This is a genomic window from Ureibacillus yapensis (assembly GCF_003515775.1).
Taxonomy (GTDB): domain Bacteria; phylum Bacillota; class Bacilli; order Bacillales_A; family Planococcaceae; genus Ureibacillus; species Ureibacillus yapensis.
On record NZ_QWEI01000001.1, the window covers coordinates 880,438 to 895,666 of the forward strand.

At 40.5% G+C, this 15,229-nt stretch carries 18 protein-coding genes; 7 read left to right on the forward strand and 11 right to left on the reverse strand.

Annotated features, from left to right (window positions below):
- Positions 1-170 precede the first annotated feature (170 nt).
- A complete protein-coding gene (locus D1B33_RS04125) occupies positions 171-596 on the forward strand; it encodes a CBS domain-containing protein (RefSeq protein WP_118875052.1) in 426 nt (141 codons plus the stop codon).
- A gap of 143 nt (positions 597-739) precedes the next feature.
- On the opposite strand, the gene speB is transcribed toward D1B33_RS04125, so the two are convergent.
- A complete protein-coding gene (gene speB, locus D1B33_RS04130) occupies positions 740-1,612 on the reverse strand; it encodes an agmatinase (RefSeq protein WP_118875053.1) in 873 nt (290 codons plus the stop codon).
- 362 nt (positions 1,613-1,974) lie between these two features.
- Between speB and D1B33_RS04135 the strand changes: the two genes are divergently transcribed.
- Positions 1,975-4,029: a transglycosylase domain-containing protein gene (locus D1B33_RS04135; protein ID WP_118875054.1), complete on the forward strand. Its 2,055-nt coding sequence runs from the start codon at positions 1,975-1,977 to the stop codon at positions 4,027-4,029.
- Between the two features lie 852 nt (positions 4,030-4,881).
- Here the strand turns inward: D1B33_RS04135 and D1B33_RS04145 are convergent.
- Positions 4,882-5,406 carry a YwhD family protein gene (locus D1B33_RS04145; protein WP_118875056.1) on the reverse strand — a complete coding sequence of 175 codons (525 nt, stop codon included), beginning with the start codon at positions 5,404-5,406 and terminating at the stop codon, positions 4,882-4,884.
- Positions 5,407-5,683: 277 nt separating this feature from the next.
- The gene (locus D1B33_RS04150; RefSeq protein ID WP_118875057.1) at positions 5,684-5,941 is read right to left on the reverse strand and encodes a hypothetical protein; all 258 of its coding nucleotides are present in this window, start codon (positions 5,939-5,941) and stop codon (positions 5,684-5,686) included.
- Positions 5,942-6,181: 240 nt separating this feature from the next.
- On the opposite strand from D1B33_RS04150, the gene D1B33_RS04155 reads away from it, so the two are divergent.
- Positions 6,182-6,367: a 2-hydroxymuconate tautomerase gene (locus tag D1B33_RS04155; protein ID WP_118875058.1), complete on the forward strand. Its 186-nt coding sequence runs from the start codon at positions 6,182-6,184 to the stop codon at positions 6,365-6,367.
- 220 nt (positions 6,368-6,587) lie between these two features.
- On the opposite strand, the gene D1B33_RS04160 is transcribed toward D1B33_RS04155, so the two are convergent.
- Positions 6,588-7,832, reverse strand: coding sequence for an HD domain-containing protein (locus D1B33_RS04160; protein WP_118875217.1), 1,245 nt, complete (start codon positions 7,830-7,832; stop codon positions 6,588-6,590).
- Between the two features lie 146 nt (positions 7,833-7,978).
- Positions 7,979-8,200 (reverse strand): YuzB family protein, encoded by a 222-nt coding sequence (locus D1B33_RS04165; protein WP_118875059.1) that lies wholly within the window; start codon positions 8,198-8,200, stop codon positions 7,979-7,981.
- 307 nt (positions 8,201-8,507) lie between these two features.
- Between D1B33_RS04165 and D1B33_RS04170 the strand changes: the two genes are divergently transcribed.
- The gene (locus D1B33_RS04170) at positions 8,508-9,170 is read left to right on the forward strand and encodes an RsfA family transcriptional regulator (RefSeq protein WP_118875060.1); all 663 of its coding nucleotides are present in this window, start codon (positions 8,508-8,510) and stop codon (positions 9,168-9,170) included.
- Between the two features lie 31 nt (positions 9,171-9,201).
- Here the strand turns inward: D1B33_RS04170 and lipL are convergent, their stop codons facing one another.
- A complete protein-coding gene (gene lipL, locus D1B33_RS04175) occupies positions 9,202-10,035 on the reverse strand; it encodes an octanoyl-[GcvH]:protein N-octanoyltransferase (RefSeq protein WP_118875061.1) in 834 nt (277 codons plus the stop codon).
- A 230-nt stretch (positions 10,036-10,265) separates the two neighbouring features.
- On the opposite strand from lipL, the gene hemQ reads away from it, so the two are divergent.
- A complete protein-coding gene (gene hemQ, locus D1B33_RS04180) occupies positions 10,266-11,021 on the forward strand; it encodes a hydrogen peroxide-dependent heme synthase (protein ID WP_118875062.1) in 756 nt (251 codons plus the stop codon).
- A gap of 37 nt (positions 11,022-11,058) precedes the next feature.
- On the opposite strand, the gene D1B33_RS18545 is transcribed toward hemQ, so the two are convergent.
- Positions 11,059-11,235, reverse strand: coding sequence for a hypothetical protein (locus D1B33_RS18545; protein ID WP_199677341.1), 177 nt, complete (start codon positions 11,233-11,235; stop codon positions 11,059-11,061).
- A 360-nt stretch (positions 11,236-11,595) separates the two neighbouring features.
- Here D1B33_RS18545 and D1B33_RS04185 point away from each other — a divergent pair, with 360 nt between their 5' ends.
- Positions 11,596-12,099, forward strand: a complete 504-nt coding sequence (locus tag D1B33_RS04185) for a spore coat protein GerQ (protein ID WP_233549376.1) — start codon at positions 11,596-11,598, stop codon at positions 12,097-12,099.
- A 376-nt stretch (positions 12,100-12,475) separates the two neighbouring features.
- Here the strand turns inward: D1B33_RS04185 and D1B33_RS04190 are convergent, their stop codons facing one another.
- The 4 genes from D1B33_RS04190 to D1B33_RS04205 form a co-directional block, all read right to left on the reverse strand.
- Entirely contained in the window at positions 12,476-12,856 is a 381-nt protein-coding gene (locus D1B33_RS04190) for a DUF423 domain-containing protein (protein WP_118875063.1), read from the reverse strand.
- 61 nt (positions 12,857-12,917) lie between these two features.
- Positions 12,918-13,223, reverse strand: coding sequence for a YwdI family protein (locus D1B33_RS04195; RefSeq protein WP_118875064.1), 306 nt, complete (start codon positions 13,221-13,223; stop codon positions 12,918-12,920).
- A gap of 3 nt (positions 13,224-13,226) precedes the next feature.
- Positions 13,227-13,403 carry a uracil-DNA glycosylase gene (locus D1B33_RS04200; protein WP_118875065.1) on the reverse strand — a complete coding sequence of 59 codons (177 nt, stop codon included), beginning with the start codon at positions 13,401-13,403 and terminating at the stop codon, positions 13,227-13,229.
- 65 nt (positions 13,404-13,468) lie between these two features.
- The gene (locus tag D1B33_RS04205; RefSeq protein ID WP_118875066.1) at positions 13,469-14,152 is read right to left on the reverse strand and encodes a uracil-DNA glycosylase; all 684 of its coding nucleotides are present in this window, start codon (positions 14,150-14,152) and stop codon (positions 13,469-13,471) included.
- A gap of 230 nt (positions 14,153-14,382) precedes the next feature.
- Here D1B33_RS04205 and thiD point away from each other — a divergent pair, with 230 nt between their 5' ends.
- Positions 14,383-15,216, forward strand: a complete 834-nt coding sequence (gene thiD / locus D1B33_RS04210; RefSeq protein WP_118875067.1) for a bifunctional hydroxymethylpyrimidine kinase/phosphomethylpyrimidine kinase — start codon at positions 14,383-14,385, stop codon at positions 15,214-15,216.
- The last annotated feature ends 13 nt before the right edge of the window (positions 15,217-15,229 follow it).

Below are 15,229 nucleotides of genomic sequence, written 5' to 3' on the forward strand. Positions count from 1 at the left end.
TTGGGGCTTTTATTTTGTTTCTATTTATTCCATTCACTAGATAAAAAGGATTTAAACATAAGAATCCTGGGAAGGAAAATTGGCTTCAAAAACCAATAGTTTATCAACAGAAAAAAACGGCTAAACAATAAAAGTAATACAATTTGAAAAAGTGAGGGAGGCAAAAGATTATGAGGATTACCGAAATAATGACTTCTGAAGTCGAAACTTGTTCACCTGATACAGCTATTGTAGAAGTTGCGGCGATTATGAAAGACCTTGATGTCGGCTCGATTCCTATTGTCGAAGATGGACATTTAAAGGGCACTGTGACGGACAGGGACATTGTCGTACGCGGAGTTGCCGAGGATGTATCGTTGAATAATCCAGTATCTGAAATCTTATCTCCTGATGTTGTCACGGGAAATGTGGATATGTCTGTGGAAGAGGCAGCAGAATTAATGGCTGAAAATCAAATTCGACGTTTGCCGATTGTGGAAGAGGACCGTTTGGTAGGAATTGTTTCACTAGGTGATATTGCCGTTAAAGATCGTTCCAATGAGAATACAGATACTGCCTTGGAGAATGTTTCACAGCCCGCAGCACCTGACAGATAAACAGACTTTCAATATTTACAGGCTACAACACCCTTGCCTTCATTTGAAGGCAAGGGTTTAATTACGTGGGCACAAGAAGCTCCCTGTTTAAATTAAAAAGGTATGGTTGCCGAAAAGGAACCATACCTTAATACGTTCTTAACTTACTTTACCCAACCAAGAATCATTTCTCGAATCAGTTTTGACGCTGTGTTGACCGTCATTTCAGAATGGTCGTAAATTGGCGCAACTTCCACCAAGTCAAATCCAACCACATTTACTCCACTGCGAGCAATTTCATGAATGGAAGCCAATAATTCTTTGGATGTAATGCCCCCAGCATCGACAGTTCCTGTCCCCGGTGCATGGGCAGGGTCCAGTACATCGATATCAATCGTTACATACACGTTTCTTCCTTCTAATGTCGGCAGTACTTCTTTTAAAGGTTCCAGCACTTCAAACGGAGCAATATGCATCCCGTTTTCTTTTGCCCATTCGAATTCTTCCTTAAGCCCCGAGCGAATTCCAAATGAATAAACATTTTTTGGTCCGATTCTGTCTGCAATTTTGCGGATTGGCGTTGCGTGGGAATATGGCTCACCCTCGTAATCCGTACGCAAATCGGTATGCGCATCAAAATGGATAATCGCCAGATCATTGTACTTTTCGTAGACCGCTTCCATGACAGGCAATGAAACTAAATGTTCCCCTCCCATCCCGATTGGCACTTTGCCATCCGCCAGAACTGTGCGGACAAATTCTTTAATTTCCTTTAAAGATTTCTCCGGGTTGCCAAAAGGAAGCGGAATATCCCCTGCATCAAAGTACTTGACTTCATCTAATTCACGATCTAGATAAAGACTGTATTCTTCCAAACCAATCGACACTTCGCGAATACGGGCCGGGCCAAATCTTGAACCAGGGCGGTAGCTTACTGTCCAGTCCATTGGCATTCCGTACAGAACAGCTTTTGACTCTTCATAATTCGGATGGCTTTTAATAAAAACATTGCCAGCATAGGTTTCATCAAATCTCATTTCATTTCACCTTCAATTTTTTAGTTTCTTCACAAAAATGAATTTAACATATTTCATCTTGCATTGGATATATCAACCTTGCAATTCTACAAATTTCTTCATAATCATCATTCCCCTTCCCTTTTATTTCACTCCTAAATTGCATGAAAATTATTAAAATGGCTGTCTTTGAAACTTTAATAGAGTTTTTTCGTATTGTTAATTGCATACATTTTTTAATAACGCCTTATAATTTGTTGATTTTTGTCGATAAAATATAGTGTTTTCCGACCATTTACTACAATTTTTTATGTATATATTCGATTAAATACCATTATTTGGGTCAATACTGAACCTAGCTTATGAATTGAGGTGAAATACGGATGAAAAGACAAAACTTTCGAAAGCAAAGAAAACGGAAAAAATGGTTGAAGTATACGGCATTCACTGTGGTTGCTGCCTTTAGTGCCATCATTGTCGGTCTGATTACCTTGCGTGTATATGCGCAGGTTGCAGGTGCTCCTCCACTAACCGTGCCCAAAGCATCCGTGTTTTTAGATAATAATGGCCATCGCATTGGCGACTATTTTGCTGCCGAAAGACGTTATTGGGTTGAATTGGATGAAATTTCTCCATATTTAATCGATGCGACCATCGCAGTGGAAGACAAAGACTTTTATGAACATAGTGGTTTTGACTATTCTCGTATTGCTAGTGCACTATTAACAGATTTAAAAACACAGAGTATGGCGGAGGGTGCGAGTACGCTTACCATGCAATTGGCGCGCAACCTTTATTTGTCTCATGCCAAAACATGGACGCGGAAAATCCAGGAAGCTATGTATGCTTACAGATTAGAAGTTTTCTATGATAAAGATGAAATCTTGGAAGGCTATTTGAATACGGTCAACTACGGTCACGGCATGTATGGAGTCGAAGCGGCAAGCCGGTATTATTTCGGCAAATCGGCCGGTGATTTAACTTTAGCTGAATCAGCCTTGCTTGCAGGCATTCCAAAAGGTCCAAGCATTTACTCGCCGATCAATGACTTTGAAAAATCGATTGGGCGTCAGCAGGTGATTCTATCACTGATGGATAGCCAGCAATATATTTCTACAGAAGAAAAAGAACGGGCAAACAGCGAAGAGATTGTCTTAAAAAATGAACAATGGACAGCGACAAAATCCATCGCTCCTTACTTCCTGGACGTGGCATGGCAGGAAGCGGCCGGTCTATTGGAAAAAGAAAATCTCAATATACGCGAAGGCGGCTGGACAATTAAAACTACTTTAAACCAGGCCCACCAGAAAGCTGCTGAAGAAGCGGTCGCGGACAATATGCCAAAAAGTGATTTGCAGGTCGGCTTTGTCAGTATGGATGTTCGCACAGGCTATGTAACGGCTTTGGTAGGCGGACGAAATTATGAAGACAGCTCATTCAATCGCGTTACACAAGCTGTTCGCCAACCCGGCTCCGCCATTAAGCCGCTGCTTTACGCGGCAGCTTTGGAGAACGGATTTACACCACTGACGTATATGGATGTAGGCGAAACCATTTTCACTTATGATAACGGACGCGCAACGTATAAGCCAAAAAACGTAAATGGCCAGTTTGCAGAAGGCGAAATGTCGCTGGCCCAGGCCTTGGCCATATCAGATAATATCTATGCCGTCAAAACGTTGGAAAAAATCGGCTACAAACCTTATCAGGATATTTTGGAACGTTTTGATCTGAATGTTGCTGGAGCGGACAACCCCTCTGCAGCACTGGGTACAACGGAAAATTCCTTGTTCGATATCACTTCGGCATATAATACGATTGCCAACGAAGGCAAAAAAACAAAACCTACAACGATTTTGGAGATCAAGAACGGCAATGGCGAAGTGGTTTATGAATATAAACCGCCAGAAGAAAAGCAAGTGATTTCCGAAGAAGATGCGTTTTTATTGACGGATATGATGACGGGAATATTCGACCCGGTCTTTAGTGATTATTCACCTGCTACAGGTGTTTCGCTAAGACCACGGATGACGCACACGTATGCAGCAAAATCCGGAACAACCGATAGCGACCAATGGATTGTCGGCTATACCCCAAGTGTGACAGCTGGGGTTTGGAATGGCTATGATCAAGGGAAAACCCTTTCCGTTCAACAAGATATGGCGGCAACCAAACATGTTTGGATTGATTTTATGGAAACGGTCAATAAAGGAAAGGCAAATGAATCCTTTAAGGCTCCCGAGGGTGTGGAAGGCGTGTTGATCGATATCGAAACAGGAAAACTGGCGACCGATGCCTGTCCAAAGCAAAGAATGATGTACCTGAAAACAGAAGATGTACCAACAGAGAAATGTTCATCGGATTTCTTTGATAAAGAATCCTGGGATAACTTCCTGGATTTATTCCCTTTTGAAACGTTTAAAAACTTTTTCAACTAAGTTTGCGGAGAATATAGTTTAGTGAAAGTTCCTCGTTATTTTGCCGTGGGCTTGAATAATTCGAGGAATTGATGTTTGCAGCTAGACACAAAACTGGGCATAATTGTTTGCCCAGTTTTTTATTTGTTTCTTTTAGTGATGAACTGCAAATCCAAACGAAGTTCTTCCCCAAAAGCACTTCATCCCCCTCATGAACTGCAAATCCAAACACAATCCTTGCCCAAAAGCATTTCATCCCCCTTATGAACTGCAAATCCAAACGGAATTCTTCCCCAAATGCATTTCATCCCCCTTATGAACTGCAAATCCAAACACACAATCCTTGCCCTAAAGTACTTCATCCACCTTATGAACCGCAAATCCAAACGAAGTTCTTCCCCAAAAGCATTTCATCCATCTTATGAACTGCAAATCCAAACGTTATTCTTCCCCAACTGCGTTTCATCCACCTTATGACTGCAAATCCAAACGCAACACTTCCCCAAATGCACTTCAACCCCCCGATGAGCTGCAAATCCAATCGAAATCCTTGCCCAAAAGCACTTCATCCCCTAACCCCACGTACAATAAAAAACCCCGATTTTCCATTCAAAGGAAAATCGGGGTTTTCGACAAACGGGAGTTTGAGAGTCATGGGGCATCTGGCTTGGGATGTTTCAAATGCCGCATAAGTCCAAACTGTCCGTTCTGTCTAGTGTCCTAGCTTACTATTTAAGCTCAATCTCAGTGTACTTTTTTTCCAACTTACTTTCAAGAATTGATTGGAAGCAAGTTGAAATGTCAATTTTTGTTCATATTTGGAATAATTTTATACTAAAAAATATTGACTGGTAACTATCTTTTCAATTAATTCTATTTACGCTGAACGGTTAGTTCTTGATGAAGCTGCTCGGTGCTTCTTTCCCACATTTCCAGATTATGTTCCTTTAAAAATGCGGCCAATACCTCTTTTGATGAATCATCCATATGCTCCACGATGATTTTCCGTTTCATGGATTTATCCATTTTATTGACGTGGTCCGCCAAGATCTTATAGCCGCGGCGCTTTTCGCGGTTCACGACCATTTCACAAGCCGTGACCCCTGCAAAATAAGGCCCTTCTTCTTTGAAATCTATTGTCACCCAGACGAGCCAATAAGGTTTTCCGCCTTCGGAATCTTCGCGGTTTGTTGTAAACTTAATGCCGCGCTCAATCTCGCTTTTTGCGTGCATCGCCCCAATATCAATAAACGCATTTTTTTCCTGTATATCTATGAAAACCGGCGATACGTTTTCCAATGATAAAGAGCCGATGCCAAAGCCGCCATGCCCATCAGTTGGATCATCTTTAATAATCGTAAAGCCTATCTTTTGCTTTGGTTTTTCACCATTTCCCATATTGTCAATCCCTCCGTTTAAGCCTATTATATCACTGCACTGTATTATCCTACTATTCAAACGATATAAATCCTTTTATATCAATGCTTTGGATTATTTTATCATCTTTTTGAACTTTGCAAAACAGTATATAAAACAGATAAATTTGGGGCTAAAAATAGGCGGCGTGTGTACAGTAATGGGATAGTAAAAGAGTGGGCCTAAGCCACTCTTTTTGAAAGTTTTTATGTTCTTTTCTCATAACAATCGAATGGATGTGAATGTGACTTAAAGTAAATTACTCTTTTACTTTATTCTTGCGCATAAGCTGAAACTCACTGATTTTTAATTTGGTATCAATAAATATTCTATCAAGCTCTTCAGTAGTTAAATTATACTTTTCGCAACCGTAACGAATTACGATTTCATCATGTTCAGATTTACGATTCTTTCCCCCATCAGTAATTTCCTCATACTTAGAACGTATATCTTTATAAATGTGACTATTTTCTAAAGTATCGATAAATTCTTCTATTTCAGGTTCTTTTTTAATCACCTATTACACCCCCTAGCCTATTATATTTTGGTAGGAATAAAATGTCATTAGTATATTTATTATTAAAAAAGCCTCATTAATGTAAGTCATTCTTATCTTTTATAAATAAAAAGCCACACTCCAATGAATGTGACCTTGAGTTTGAAATTAATTACTTTTCATGATTAACTATAATTTCGAAAATGCTTGTATATGTTATAATGAATATACACTAATTTTATCTACTAAGGAGAATGCAAAATGCCAATTGTCACAGTAAAAATGCTTGAAGGCCGTACAGACGAACAGAAGAAAGCATTGGTTGAAAAAGTTACGGAGGCAGTCGTAGAAACTGTCAACGCTAAACCTGAAGCCGTTACAATCGTTATTGAAGAAATGGCCAAAAATCATTATGCTACCGGCGGAGTTCGCGTTTCCGATAAATAAAATCCTATTCTTTTGGACGATTTTCTCCTTGGATATTAGGAGGAATCGTCCTTTATCATTTAATGCGCGCTATATTTTCTCCCGTCAATTATCCCCAATCAATTCACTTCTACCTTCCCCACCATAAAACCACTCACACACTTACCAAGTACTCTCTAATAAAACAATATGCGAAAAAGCACCTCTCACCAAATCAACAATCGGCAAGAGGTACTATTTTCTACAATCGAATCTCTTTAGGATAATAAACTTTATAATCGGTTTTAATTTTTGTCGCAATTGCTTCGACAATATGGGACTGGTCGGATAGTTCACGGATTTCCCCTGTCGGCATTTCCAGGTAAATCGGGCTTTTCGTCGAGATGCCCGGCCGGTACATATCGTACGGAAGATCCGATGTAGAATCCGGGCTTACATAATACTCCGGGTCCAGCCCAATCGATTTGACCTGCTCAATCAGCCATGCATAACGCTCAGGCTCTTCCTCCGGATTTAAATCCACATGCTCAAAGAGGTCCCGATTGACGAAACGTCTGCACAAGTCGCTGAGAATCGCATCTTCTTCTTCCATCCAAAACTGGAAGTAGGTTAGCATGATGCTTTCATCCAGTGCCAAATATTCTTCTAATGAAACACTATTGTTGAAAAATGGTTTGAAATGATATGGTTCAAATTTAAAGTGATAGCTTTCTTGATTTAAATGTTTCGCCCGTTTTAAAATTTGATTTAAAATCGTCTCTGCACTCCGGGATACGGGATGGAAATAGATTTGTAAATACATTTGGTAACGGGACATGATATAGTCTTCCACTGCATGCATGCCGCTCGATTTAATGACAATCAGATCCTTGCGCGGCCTCATGACCCGCAAAATGCGCCCCATGTCAAAATGTCCGTAGCTAACGCCGGTAAAATAAGCATCACGCTGTAAATAATCCATCCGATCTGCGTCGATTTGGCTTGAGATTAAACTTACGACCTGTTGATTGGTATAATTTTTATCAATCACTTGGGCGACTCTTTCAGGGAACTCTCTTGAAACACGAATCAATACTTCATGGATTTCTGTATGGCCCAGCAATACTTTTCTCGTATATTCTTCATGGTTGGTACCGAACACATTTTCAAAGGCATGGGAGAATGGACCATGGCCCACATCGTGCAACAGTGCTGCACATAAGGCAAGAAGCCTTTCATTAGGATCCCATTCTGGTCGGCCTTCAAATACATCGTCCACAATGCGTCTTACGATTTCATATACACCGAGCGAATGATTAAATCGACTATGCTCCGCCCCGTGAAATACTAGAAATGTAGTCCCTAACTGGCGGATTCTGCGTAGCCTTTGAAATTCTTTTGTTGCAATCAAATCCCAAATCACTCGATCACGCACATGTACGTATCCATGAACAGGATCTTTGAATACTTTTTCTTCTACTAATTTAGCACTTGCGTAATCCTCCATCGTCCGCACCTCACTCACATTTCCTACGCTCTTATGTCCATTATAGGTGAGTTTTCGAAGAATTACATCAAACTCGCCCAAATTGCCTTGTTCACCCAAAAAGAAAGGGATATCTTGCAGGCTTGCTTCCAAGATATCCCTTCATATTATTTAAGTTTTGCTTTTACTTTTTCCATTAACTCTTCTTCTGTTAATGCATTTACAGGTCGTCCATTTACGAAGGTAAATGTCTTTTTGCGTCCTGGACCACAATATGAATGACAGCCAATTTCAATCGTTGCATCTGGATCTAATTGTTTTAATTTCGGAATTAACGTTTTTAAATTAACGGCCTGACATTCATCGCAAACTTTAAATTCGTTTGCCATTTTGTCAACAACCCTTTCTATGGATGGTTTTATATGTTTGCTTCATTTTTACGATAAGGCATTTTGGTTTTTTAGTCTACCTGTTATTTTAGCCCTGAAAACCGTGCATATCAAGTGAAAAATAAGTGACTATATGCTTGAATGCTTGTCTCACTTTAATTATCTATCATCATCTTAGTTTTGCCTCTAATTTATGTTTTAAGGAGAATTTGATATTAATATTGAAAATATTTGAATAAAATTGGGACTTCTTGGACACGATAGTTTTAGAAATAACAAAACTATGAACTTTACAGGAGGTAATAAAATGGTCAAAGTAAGACAAGATGCATGGCTAAAAGAGAACGATGAACTATTGGCAGAGGCAGTCATTCGACATGTGAAAGAAGGAAGCACCCAGTTAAACGCTTTTGAGGAAGCAGGTGATGCATTGAATCGGACAGCTGCCGCATGCGGTTTTCGCTGGAATGCCGTTGTACGCCGTTTATATGAAAAAGATTTGGCAGAAGCGAAAAAAGAAAGAAAAGAAAGAATGAGAGTATTGGGCATGAATGGCAGACGCCGCACGCAAGGTGTTTATTTATTGCAAAATACACAAATAAACGAAGAAGTTAAATCCATTCCATTATCTGCTCTTAATCTAGATATCGTCATTGCTTATCTATTGCGTTTGCAGCACCAAAGCGGCAATGAAAACGAAGCAACGAAATGGAGACATATTGCCAATACGGCTACCGAAAAAATAAAAGAATTAGAAAATCAGCTACAGCGACTAGAACAAGAGAATAAAGCGATTCGCGAGGATTATGAACAATTCGTCCAGATTATGAACCGCGCTCGCAGACTTGTCACACTGGAAGAAGAAGAGCCGCGTGTTGCACCGGTGTTCAAAATGGAGAAAAACGGCAACCTTGTGGCAAACTATACTACCAATGGCGGCGAAAAAGAAAACATGGATGTGCCGAATTAAGCACATCCGCGTTTTCCCTTACATAGGAAACTCATTTTTTATGAAGCATTTTCTCATTGCGTTCGAGAACACGATTTAAGTAGAATCCATACAGTTCCAATTCTTCATCGGTCAATGGCTGGAGTTGTATGGTTTCGCAATTTTGCTGCAAAATCATTTGCAGCCGCAATACAGTCTCCGGTACAGTCAGCGGTTGAGACAGCAATTCACTTAAACTGGCCATCACATGAGGAGTAATGTTCGGATAGGCAAATTTTGTTTTTTCGCCTTTTAAACTAATGCTATAAAACTCTTTGATCAACTCTGCCCGCGCACTGCCGCTTCCCTCGATACATAAATAAATTTGGACGGCAACTCCCTGCCTTAAGCGGCGCTGGGATATACCCGCAAATTTCTTTCCATCTATACTTAAATCATACGATCCCGGGCAATAGGAACCGATAATTTCATAAGCTTCGATTCGATCCGCAGCTTCAGGGAATAAAAGCTTGATCAGGTCGACCATCACATCGTAGCCGTCATTTATGGAAATCGCGTTCTGTTGTTCGGATAAAACAACCGAAATATTCAGTATCCCGCTATCCAATACAACAGCGAGCCCACCGGAATTGCGGACAATTGCTTGATAGTTATTTGAATTGAGCAGCCCGATTCCCTCTTGAACAAATGGCAGACGATGATCTTGGATGCCAAGAACCACGGTATTGTCGTGAACCCAAGTTCGCACCGTTGCAGGCGACTGCATCTGGCCAACCAATTGGCAAAGCGTATCATCCATCGCAAAGGATTCAAGGGGCGTTCTGGATTTCATGCTGATTGATTGATCGATCAAAAGCCATGATTTTTGTTGTAATAAAGGATGCATGTTATTACTCCTTAAATGATTAAATCTCTTTATGCTAAGCATACACGAAAAGACCGAACTTCTTCAATGCTATAAGAAATGCGCAAGCGCCCTGCTTAGCTCCGAAAGCATTTTGGCATGCTGATGTCAAATTAGTGAACTTAGCCAAATCATGTCATTCTTGCAAGGAATTATTTTGGTTTTATGCTAAGATAAGTTTGAATGATGATCAATTGAGGAGTGTTGTCAAAATGAATGAAGCAGCAATTACATTAGATGGCTGGTACTGTTTACATGATTTCCGTGCGATTGACTGGGCTTCCTGGAAATTAGTTTCTGCTGAAGAACGTTCAAAAGCAGTTGACGAATTCGTACAATATCTCGAAAAAGTAAATGAAGCACATGTTGCAAAAACAGGTTCACATGCTTTTTATTCCATTATCGGTCAAAAAGCGGATTTCATGCTCATGATTTTGCGTGAAACACCGGAAGAACTTCAAGAATTGGAAGCAGAATTCAATAAATTGGCAATTGCTGATTTCACGGTTCCTACTTATTCTTACGTGTCCGTAGTGGAGCTTTCAAACTACTTATCAAAAGATTCTGATGAAGATCCATATCAAAACCCGCATGTGCGTGCTCGTTTGTATCCGGAACTTCCGCGCTCCAAATATGTTTGCTTCTACCCGATGGACAAACGCCGCGAAGGCAACGACAACTGGTATATGCTGAGCATGGAGCAACGCCGTGAGTTAATGTATTCCCACGGTTTGATCGGCCGCAGCTATGCCGGTAAAATCAAACAAATCATTACGGGATCTGTTGGATTGGATGACCATGAATGGGGCGTCACTTTATTCTCCGATGATATGCTTCAATTCAAGAAAATTGTATATGAAATGCGTTTTGATGAAGTTTCCGCTCGTTACGGCGAATTCGGCGAGTTCCTGGTTGGAAACTTATTGGACAATGAAAAATTAGCCGCTTTCTTGGCAGTTAAAGAATAAACTAAAAAAAACGAGACTGAATCGACCTTGTTCGATTTTATGTCTCGTTTTTTTCTTCTTTTACTTTCAAAATGAGGATCACAATTTGAATAAAAAACCCCACAACCACCATCAACACAAACAAATACCAATGCAAAGGCTGCCCGTAAAAAGACGCAATAACAAACGAAACAATCGCGCTGATGATAATGGATACCCAAATTCCAATTTGCATTGCACCCACTCCTAGTCTTGTAATGTAAAAATTATTTCCCCTTTTCCGCTTTTTAATCAGTAACAAATCAACTTATATTTGCATTCATTGTTATGTAAAACTTCCAACATCTAGCACTCCAAAATTCCTCATCATTTTTGATGTTTTTAATTCTGAAATCATCATACAGGCATAAAGTGTAATGAGGAGGTACGCCATTATCGCTGTCATCCTAGCAATGCAGCCAGAGTTGCCTTACTCGCCCGGATAACGCGTTGAAGCTATAGGTCGCGGGAGTTGTTGGAAGTAGGCAATGGGCAAAGCCGAATAACGGTCAATTGCCTTGAATTTAAAATCTAACATGAGAGAAAGGATGTTTTTTTGACGTATTGGAATTGGGGACAAATGGGGCAACCACAATATCAGACGGGACAGTATCCATCAGGGCAATATCAAGGCGGACAGTATCCATCAGGGCAATATCAAGGCGGACAGTATACGAACCCATCTGGACAAATGGGGCAAATGGGGCAAACAGGCCAGCCAACTATGCCTCCTACGTTTAGCGGCGGTGGGGATAGAGGCGGCGGCGCCACTATTCGAAATTTAACTGCCCCCACTTTCCGGGAAGAGTCCTATATCGAAAATATTCTAAGATTAAATCGAGGAAAAATTGCTGATTTTTACTTCACGGTTCCCCAAGCAACAGGAGCGAATATTCAAAGCAATACCGTAATAGTTCGCGGCTTTGTTGAAGAAGCCGGAAGAGATCACGCCATTATCCGTGAAGAAGCTACAGATCACCGCTTCTTATTCCCTATGATTTACTTTGACTATGCAGAATTTGACGAAGCATTAACTTATTTAAATTCGCTTCCGAGATAACTAAAAAAACCGATTATGCGCGGGCCACAATAATGTAGAATCCACTTCAAAATCAAATGAAGTGGATTTTTTATTATTTTTATTAAAAATTCCATATCTCTAACCTAACTTTCCATATAATCCCTATCATGAGATAACAATGCAGGAAGCAAAACATAAATTGCATTGCCTAACGAAGCAGAACCAGCAGCAGACAACACACCAACAGATGACTCAGTGGAAAATGCAACTTTGGAAAACGAAGCCGACAACAATGCTGTATAACTCGTAAACCATCGCCATGGAACGATAGATTAGTTAAACCGTCTATTGTGATGCTGCATCAAAAAATAAGCGTACCAAATCAATGCGATTTGGTACGCTATTTGTGCTGGAATTAGTTTTTATGTTTGGCAATTCCGACGATCAACAAAATCCACCCCGCCAAGAAAAATACACCGCCGATTGGTGTGATGGCTCCCAATATTGTCACTCCCGAAAGAGCCAGGATATATAAGCTTCCTGCAAAGAATAAAATCCCTAAATTCATGCAAACCGCAGCAATTTTCAGTTGTTTTGCTGAACCTGCAAGATTTGGGCTCCGCAAGATTCCAATACCCAATAATGCTGCAGCGTGGAACATTTGATATTGTACAGCTGTATCCCAAATACCTGTACTATAGTCATCAAGAATTTCTTTCAAAGCATGTGCACCAAACGCACCGAGGGCTACAGCTAAAAAGCCGTGAATTGCCGCTGAAATAATTGAACCTTTCATCATTAAACCTCTTTCTTATGTATGACGTTTTTGACCAGTTCAACACGTATGTGGAACGGATCTAAAAATCGAATAGGGATTCCCCATTTGCATCCTTCTCATCAAGCTTTTGTTCATTTAAAGAACTTGTACTTTGGATAATCTGTTGAGGTTGTGCGTATTGGATTGGCTGCATCGTTTGAGCTGGCCGGACGGCAGCTGCACTAATACGTGGTGAAGCTGGATTTTTTGTTTCATCGGTTAAGCCTACATTGCACAGTGCACGTATGGCGCTTAATTGTTCACGGATTTTTTGGTCATCCTTACTATTTTTCGTACTTGCTGCAAGCTGCTCAATTTCTTGCAATAATGTTTGGTAAGAAATCATGTTCTACCGATCCTCCAATGTTTTTTTGGGCATAAACTGCATACAATCAAGACCCGACGATTGTTTGACGACCAAGGAAGGAAGCTGCTTTGTTTTAAAGTTATAAGCCTTGCATCCACGAGGATTGCGCTGATCCCATGTTACATGAAAATATTGGCACTTAAAGCAATTTACCGTCATCTATGCTTCCCCTCTTTCTATTCAATTTACCAGATTTCAAAAATGGTGAAAAGGTTTGAGACCATTTACCTTTCCTCCAGACACCAATTGATGGGCTCATTCCCCCACTCGATCAGTTGGTGATTTATTTTGGAGAATGGTTGGCTTCCGAAAAAACCTCTGTGCGCGCTTAAAGGGCTGGGGTGTGGGGCTTGAAGAATAACATGGTGTCCCCCTGCCTTTTCTATAATCGTTTGTTTCGTTTGAGCAGGTTTGCCCCATAAAACGAAAATGATTGGCTCTTGGCGTTCAGCCAATTTTTCGATCACGGCATCCGTAAACTTTTCCCAACCTTTCCCTTTGTGGGAATTGGCTTCACCTTTTCGTACCGTCAACACTGTATTTAATAAGAATACACCCTGTTTTGCCCATTTCATTAAGTAGCCATCTTTCGGAATGGGACATCCTAGGTCATTTTGCAATTCTTTTAATATATTTCTCAAACTTGGTGGATGTGGAACCCCCTTTTTTACGGAGAAGCTCATACCATGGGCTTGCCCTGGTCCGTGATAGGGGTCTTGCCCAAGAATGACAACCTTCACTTCCTGATATGGAACAGAATAAAACGCACTCATGACTTCTTCTTTTGGTGGATATACTGTGGATATCTTGTATTGCTCGGCAACATATTGCTTCAGCTTTATGTAGTATGGTTTTTCGAATTCATCTTGCAGCACTTCTTGCCAATCATTATCAAATACTTTTGCCATTGTTTTGCACCTCACTTTTTAAACTAAGTTATTATGGGATTCGTTTCAAGAGATGATTTTTTTATTGATTCACCAAATAGGCAAGATTCTCATTATGAACCTTCCCCCATCAATGATTCACAAAACACTGACCTTATAATACGCATGGAAACTGGCCATTCTTATAAAGTCAGATTTATATTATACTTTATACTATTAAACTTATTACAGCAATAAAGGAGATAAGTAAAATGGCATTGAAAAAAACGTTAACCATTGCAGGTTCTGATGCTTCAGGCGGCGCAGGCTTGGAAGCGGATTTAAAAGCATTCGAAGAACATGATACATACGGTATGGCAGCCGTTACGGTAATCGCAACAATGGATCCTGACAATAACTGGAGCCATGGTGTTCACACATTGCCAATCGATGTTTTGCAAGCTCAATTAAAAACTGCTTTCTCAACTGGAATTGATGCGTTAAAAACAGGTATGCTTTCAACTGAAGAAGTAATCCAGACTACCGGTGAAGCAATTGCAGCATCCGATGTCGAAAAAGTGGTAATCGACCCTGTTATGGTATGTAAAGGCGAAGATGAAGTGCTCAACCCAGGTACGGTTGATGCAATGATTCAATATTTATTGCCAAACGCACTTGTGACAACACCGAACCTGTTTGAAGCAGGTCAATTGGCTGGAACCGGCACGCCAAAAACAATTGAAGAAATGAAAGCAGCTGCCGAAAAAATTAAGGCGCTTGGCGCTAAAAATGTCGTGATTAAAGGTGGACGCGCGCTGGCTACTGATAAAGCGGTCGATCTTTTCTATGATGGCGAACATTTCTACTTGCTTGAAACACCAAAAGTAGAAACAACATACAACCACGGTGCCGGCTGTACATTTGCAGCAAGTGTTACAGCAAACTTGGCGAATGGCTTATCAGTGAAAGATGCCGTTGTAGAGGCAAAAGAATTTGTTGCTGCCGGCATCCAACACGGCTGGAAGCTGAACCAATATGTCGGCCCAGTCTACCACGGCGCAAAACCTCGCCTTGGTGCCCCGGAAGTAACCGTAACTGAAGTTTAATTATCCAAATACC

Excerpts from the sequence above, each read along its gene's own strand:
- D1B33_RS04125 (WP_118875052.1), top strand. The coding sequence starts at position 171 with ATGAGGATTACCGAAATAATGACTTCTGAAGTCGAAACTTGTTCACCT.
- speB (WP_118875053.1), bottom strand. The coding sequence starts at position 1,612 with ATGAGATTTGATGAAACCTATGCTGGCAATGTTTTTATTAAAAGCCAT.
- D1B33_RS04135 (WP_118875054.1), top strand. The coding sequence starts at position 1,975 with ATGAAAAGACAAAACTTTCGAAAGCAAAGAAAACGGAAAAAATGGTTG.
- D1B33_RS04145 (WP_118875056.1), bottom strand. The coding sequence starts at position 5,406 with ATGGGAAATGGTGAAAAACCAAAGCAAAAGATAGGCTTTACGATTATT.
- D1B33_RS04155 (WP_118875058.1), top strand. The coding sequence starts at position 6,182 with ATGCCAATTGTCACAGTAAAAATGCTTGAAGGCCGTACAGACGAACAG.
- D1B33_RS04160 (WP_118875217.1), bottom strand. The coding sequence starts at position 7,832 with ATGGAGGATTACGCAAGTGCTAAATTAGTAGAAGAAAAAGTATTCAAA.
- D1B33_RS04165 (WP_118875059.1), bottom strand. The coding sequence starts at position 8,200 with ATGGCAAACGAATTTAAAGTTTGCGATGAATGTCAGGCCGTTAATTTA.
- D1B33_RS04170 (WP_118875060.1), top strand. The coding sequence starts at position 8,508 with ATGGTCAAAGTAAGACAAGATGCATGGCTAAAAGAGAACGATGAACTA.
- lipL (WP_118875061.1), bottom strand. The coding sequence starts at position 10,035 with ATGCATCCTTTATTACAACAAAAATCATGGCTTTTGATCGATCAATCA.
- hemQ (WP_118875062.1), top strand. The coding sequence starts at position 10,266 with ATGAATGAAGCAGCAATTACATTAGATGGCTGGTACTGTTTACATGAT.
- D1B33_RS18545 (WP_199677341.1), bottom strand. The coding sequence starts at position 11,235 with ATGCAAATTGGAATTTGGGTATCCATTATCATCAGCGCGATTGTTTCG.
- D1B33_RS04190 (WP_118875063.1), bottom strand. The coding sequence starts at position 12,856 with ATGAAAGGTTCAATTATTTCAGCGGCAATTCACGGCTTTTTAGCTGTA.
- D1B33_RS04195 (WP_118875064.1), bottom strand. The coding sequence starts at position 13,223 with ATGATTTCTTACCAAACATTATTGCAAGAAATTGAGCAGCTTGCAGCA.
- D1B33_RS04200 (WP_118875065.1), bottom strand. The coding sequence starts at position 13,403 with ATGACGGTAAATTGCTTTAAGTGCCAATATTTTCATGTAACATGGGAT.
- D1B33_RS04205 (WP_118875066.1), bottom strand. The coding sequence starts at position 14,152 with ATGGCAAAAGTATTTGATAATGATTGGCAAGAAGTGCTGCAAGATGAA.
- thiD (WP_118875067.1), top strand. The coding sequence starts at position 14,383 with ATGGCATTGAAAAAAACGTTAACCATTGCAGGTTCTGATGCTTCAGGC.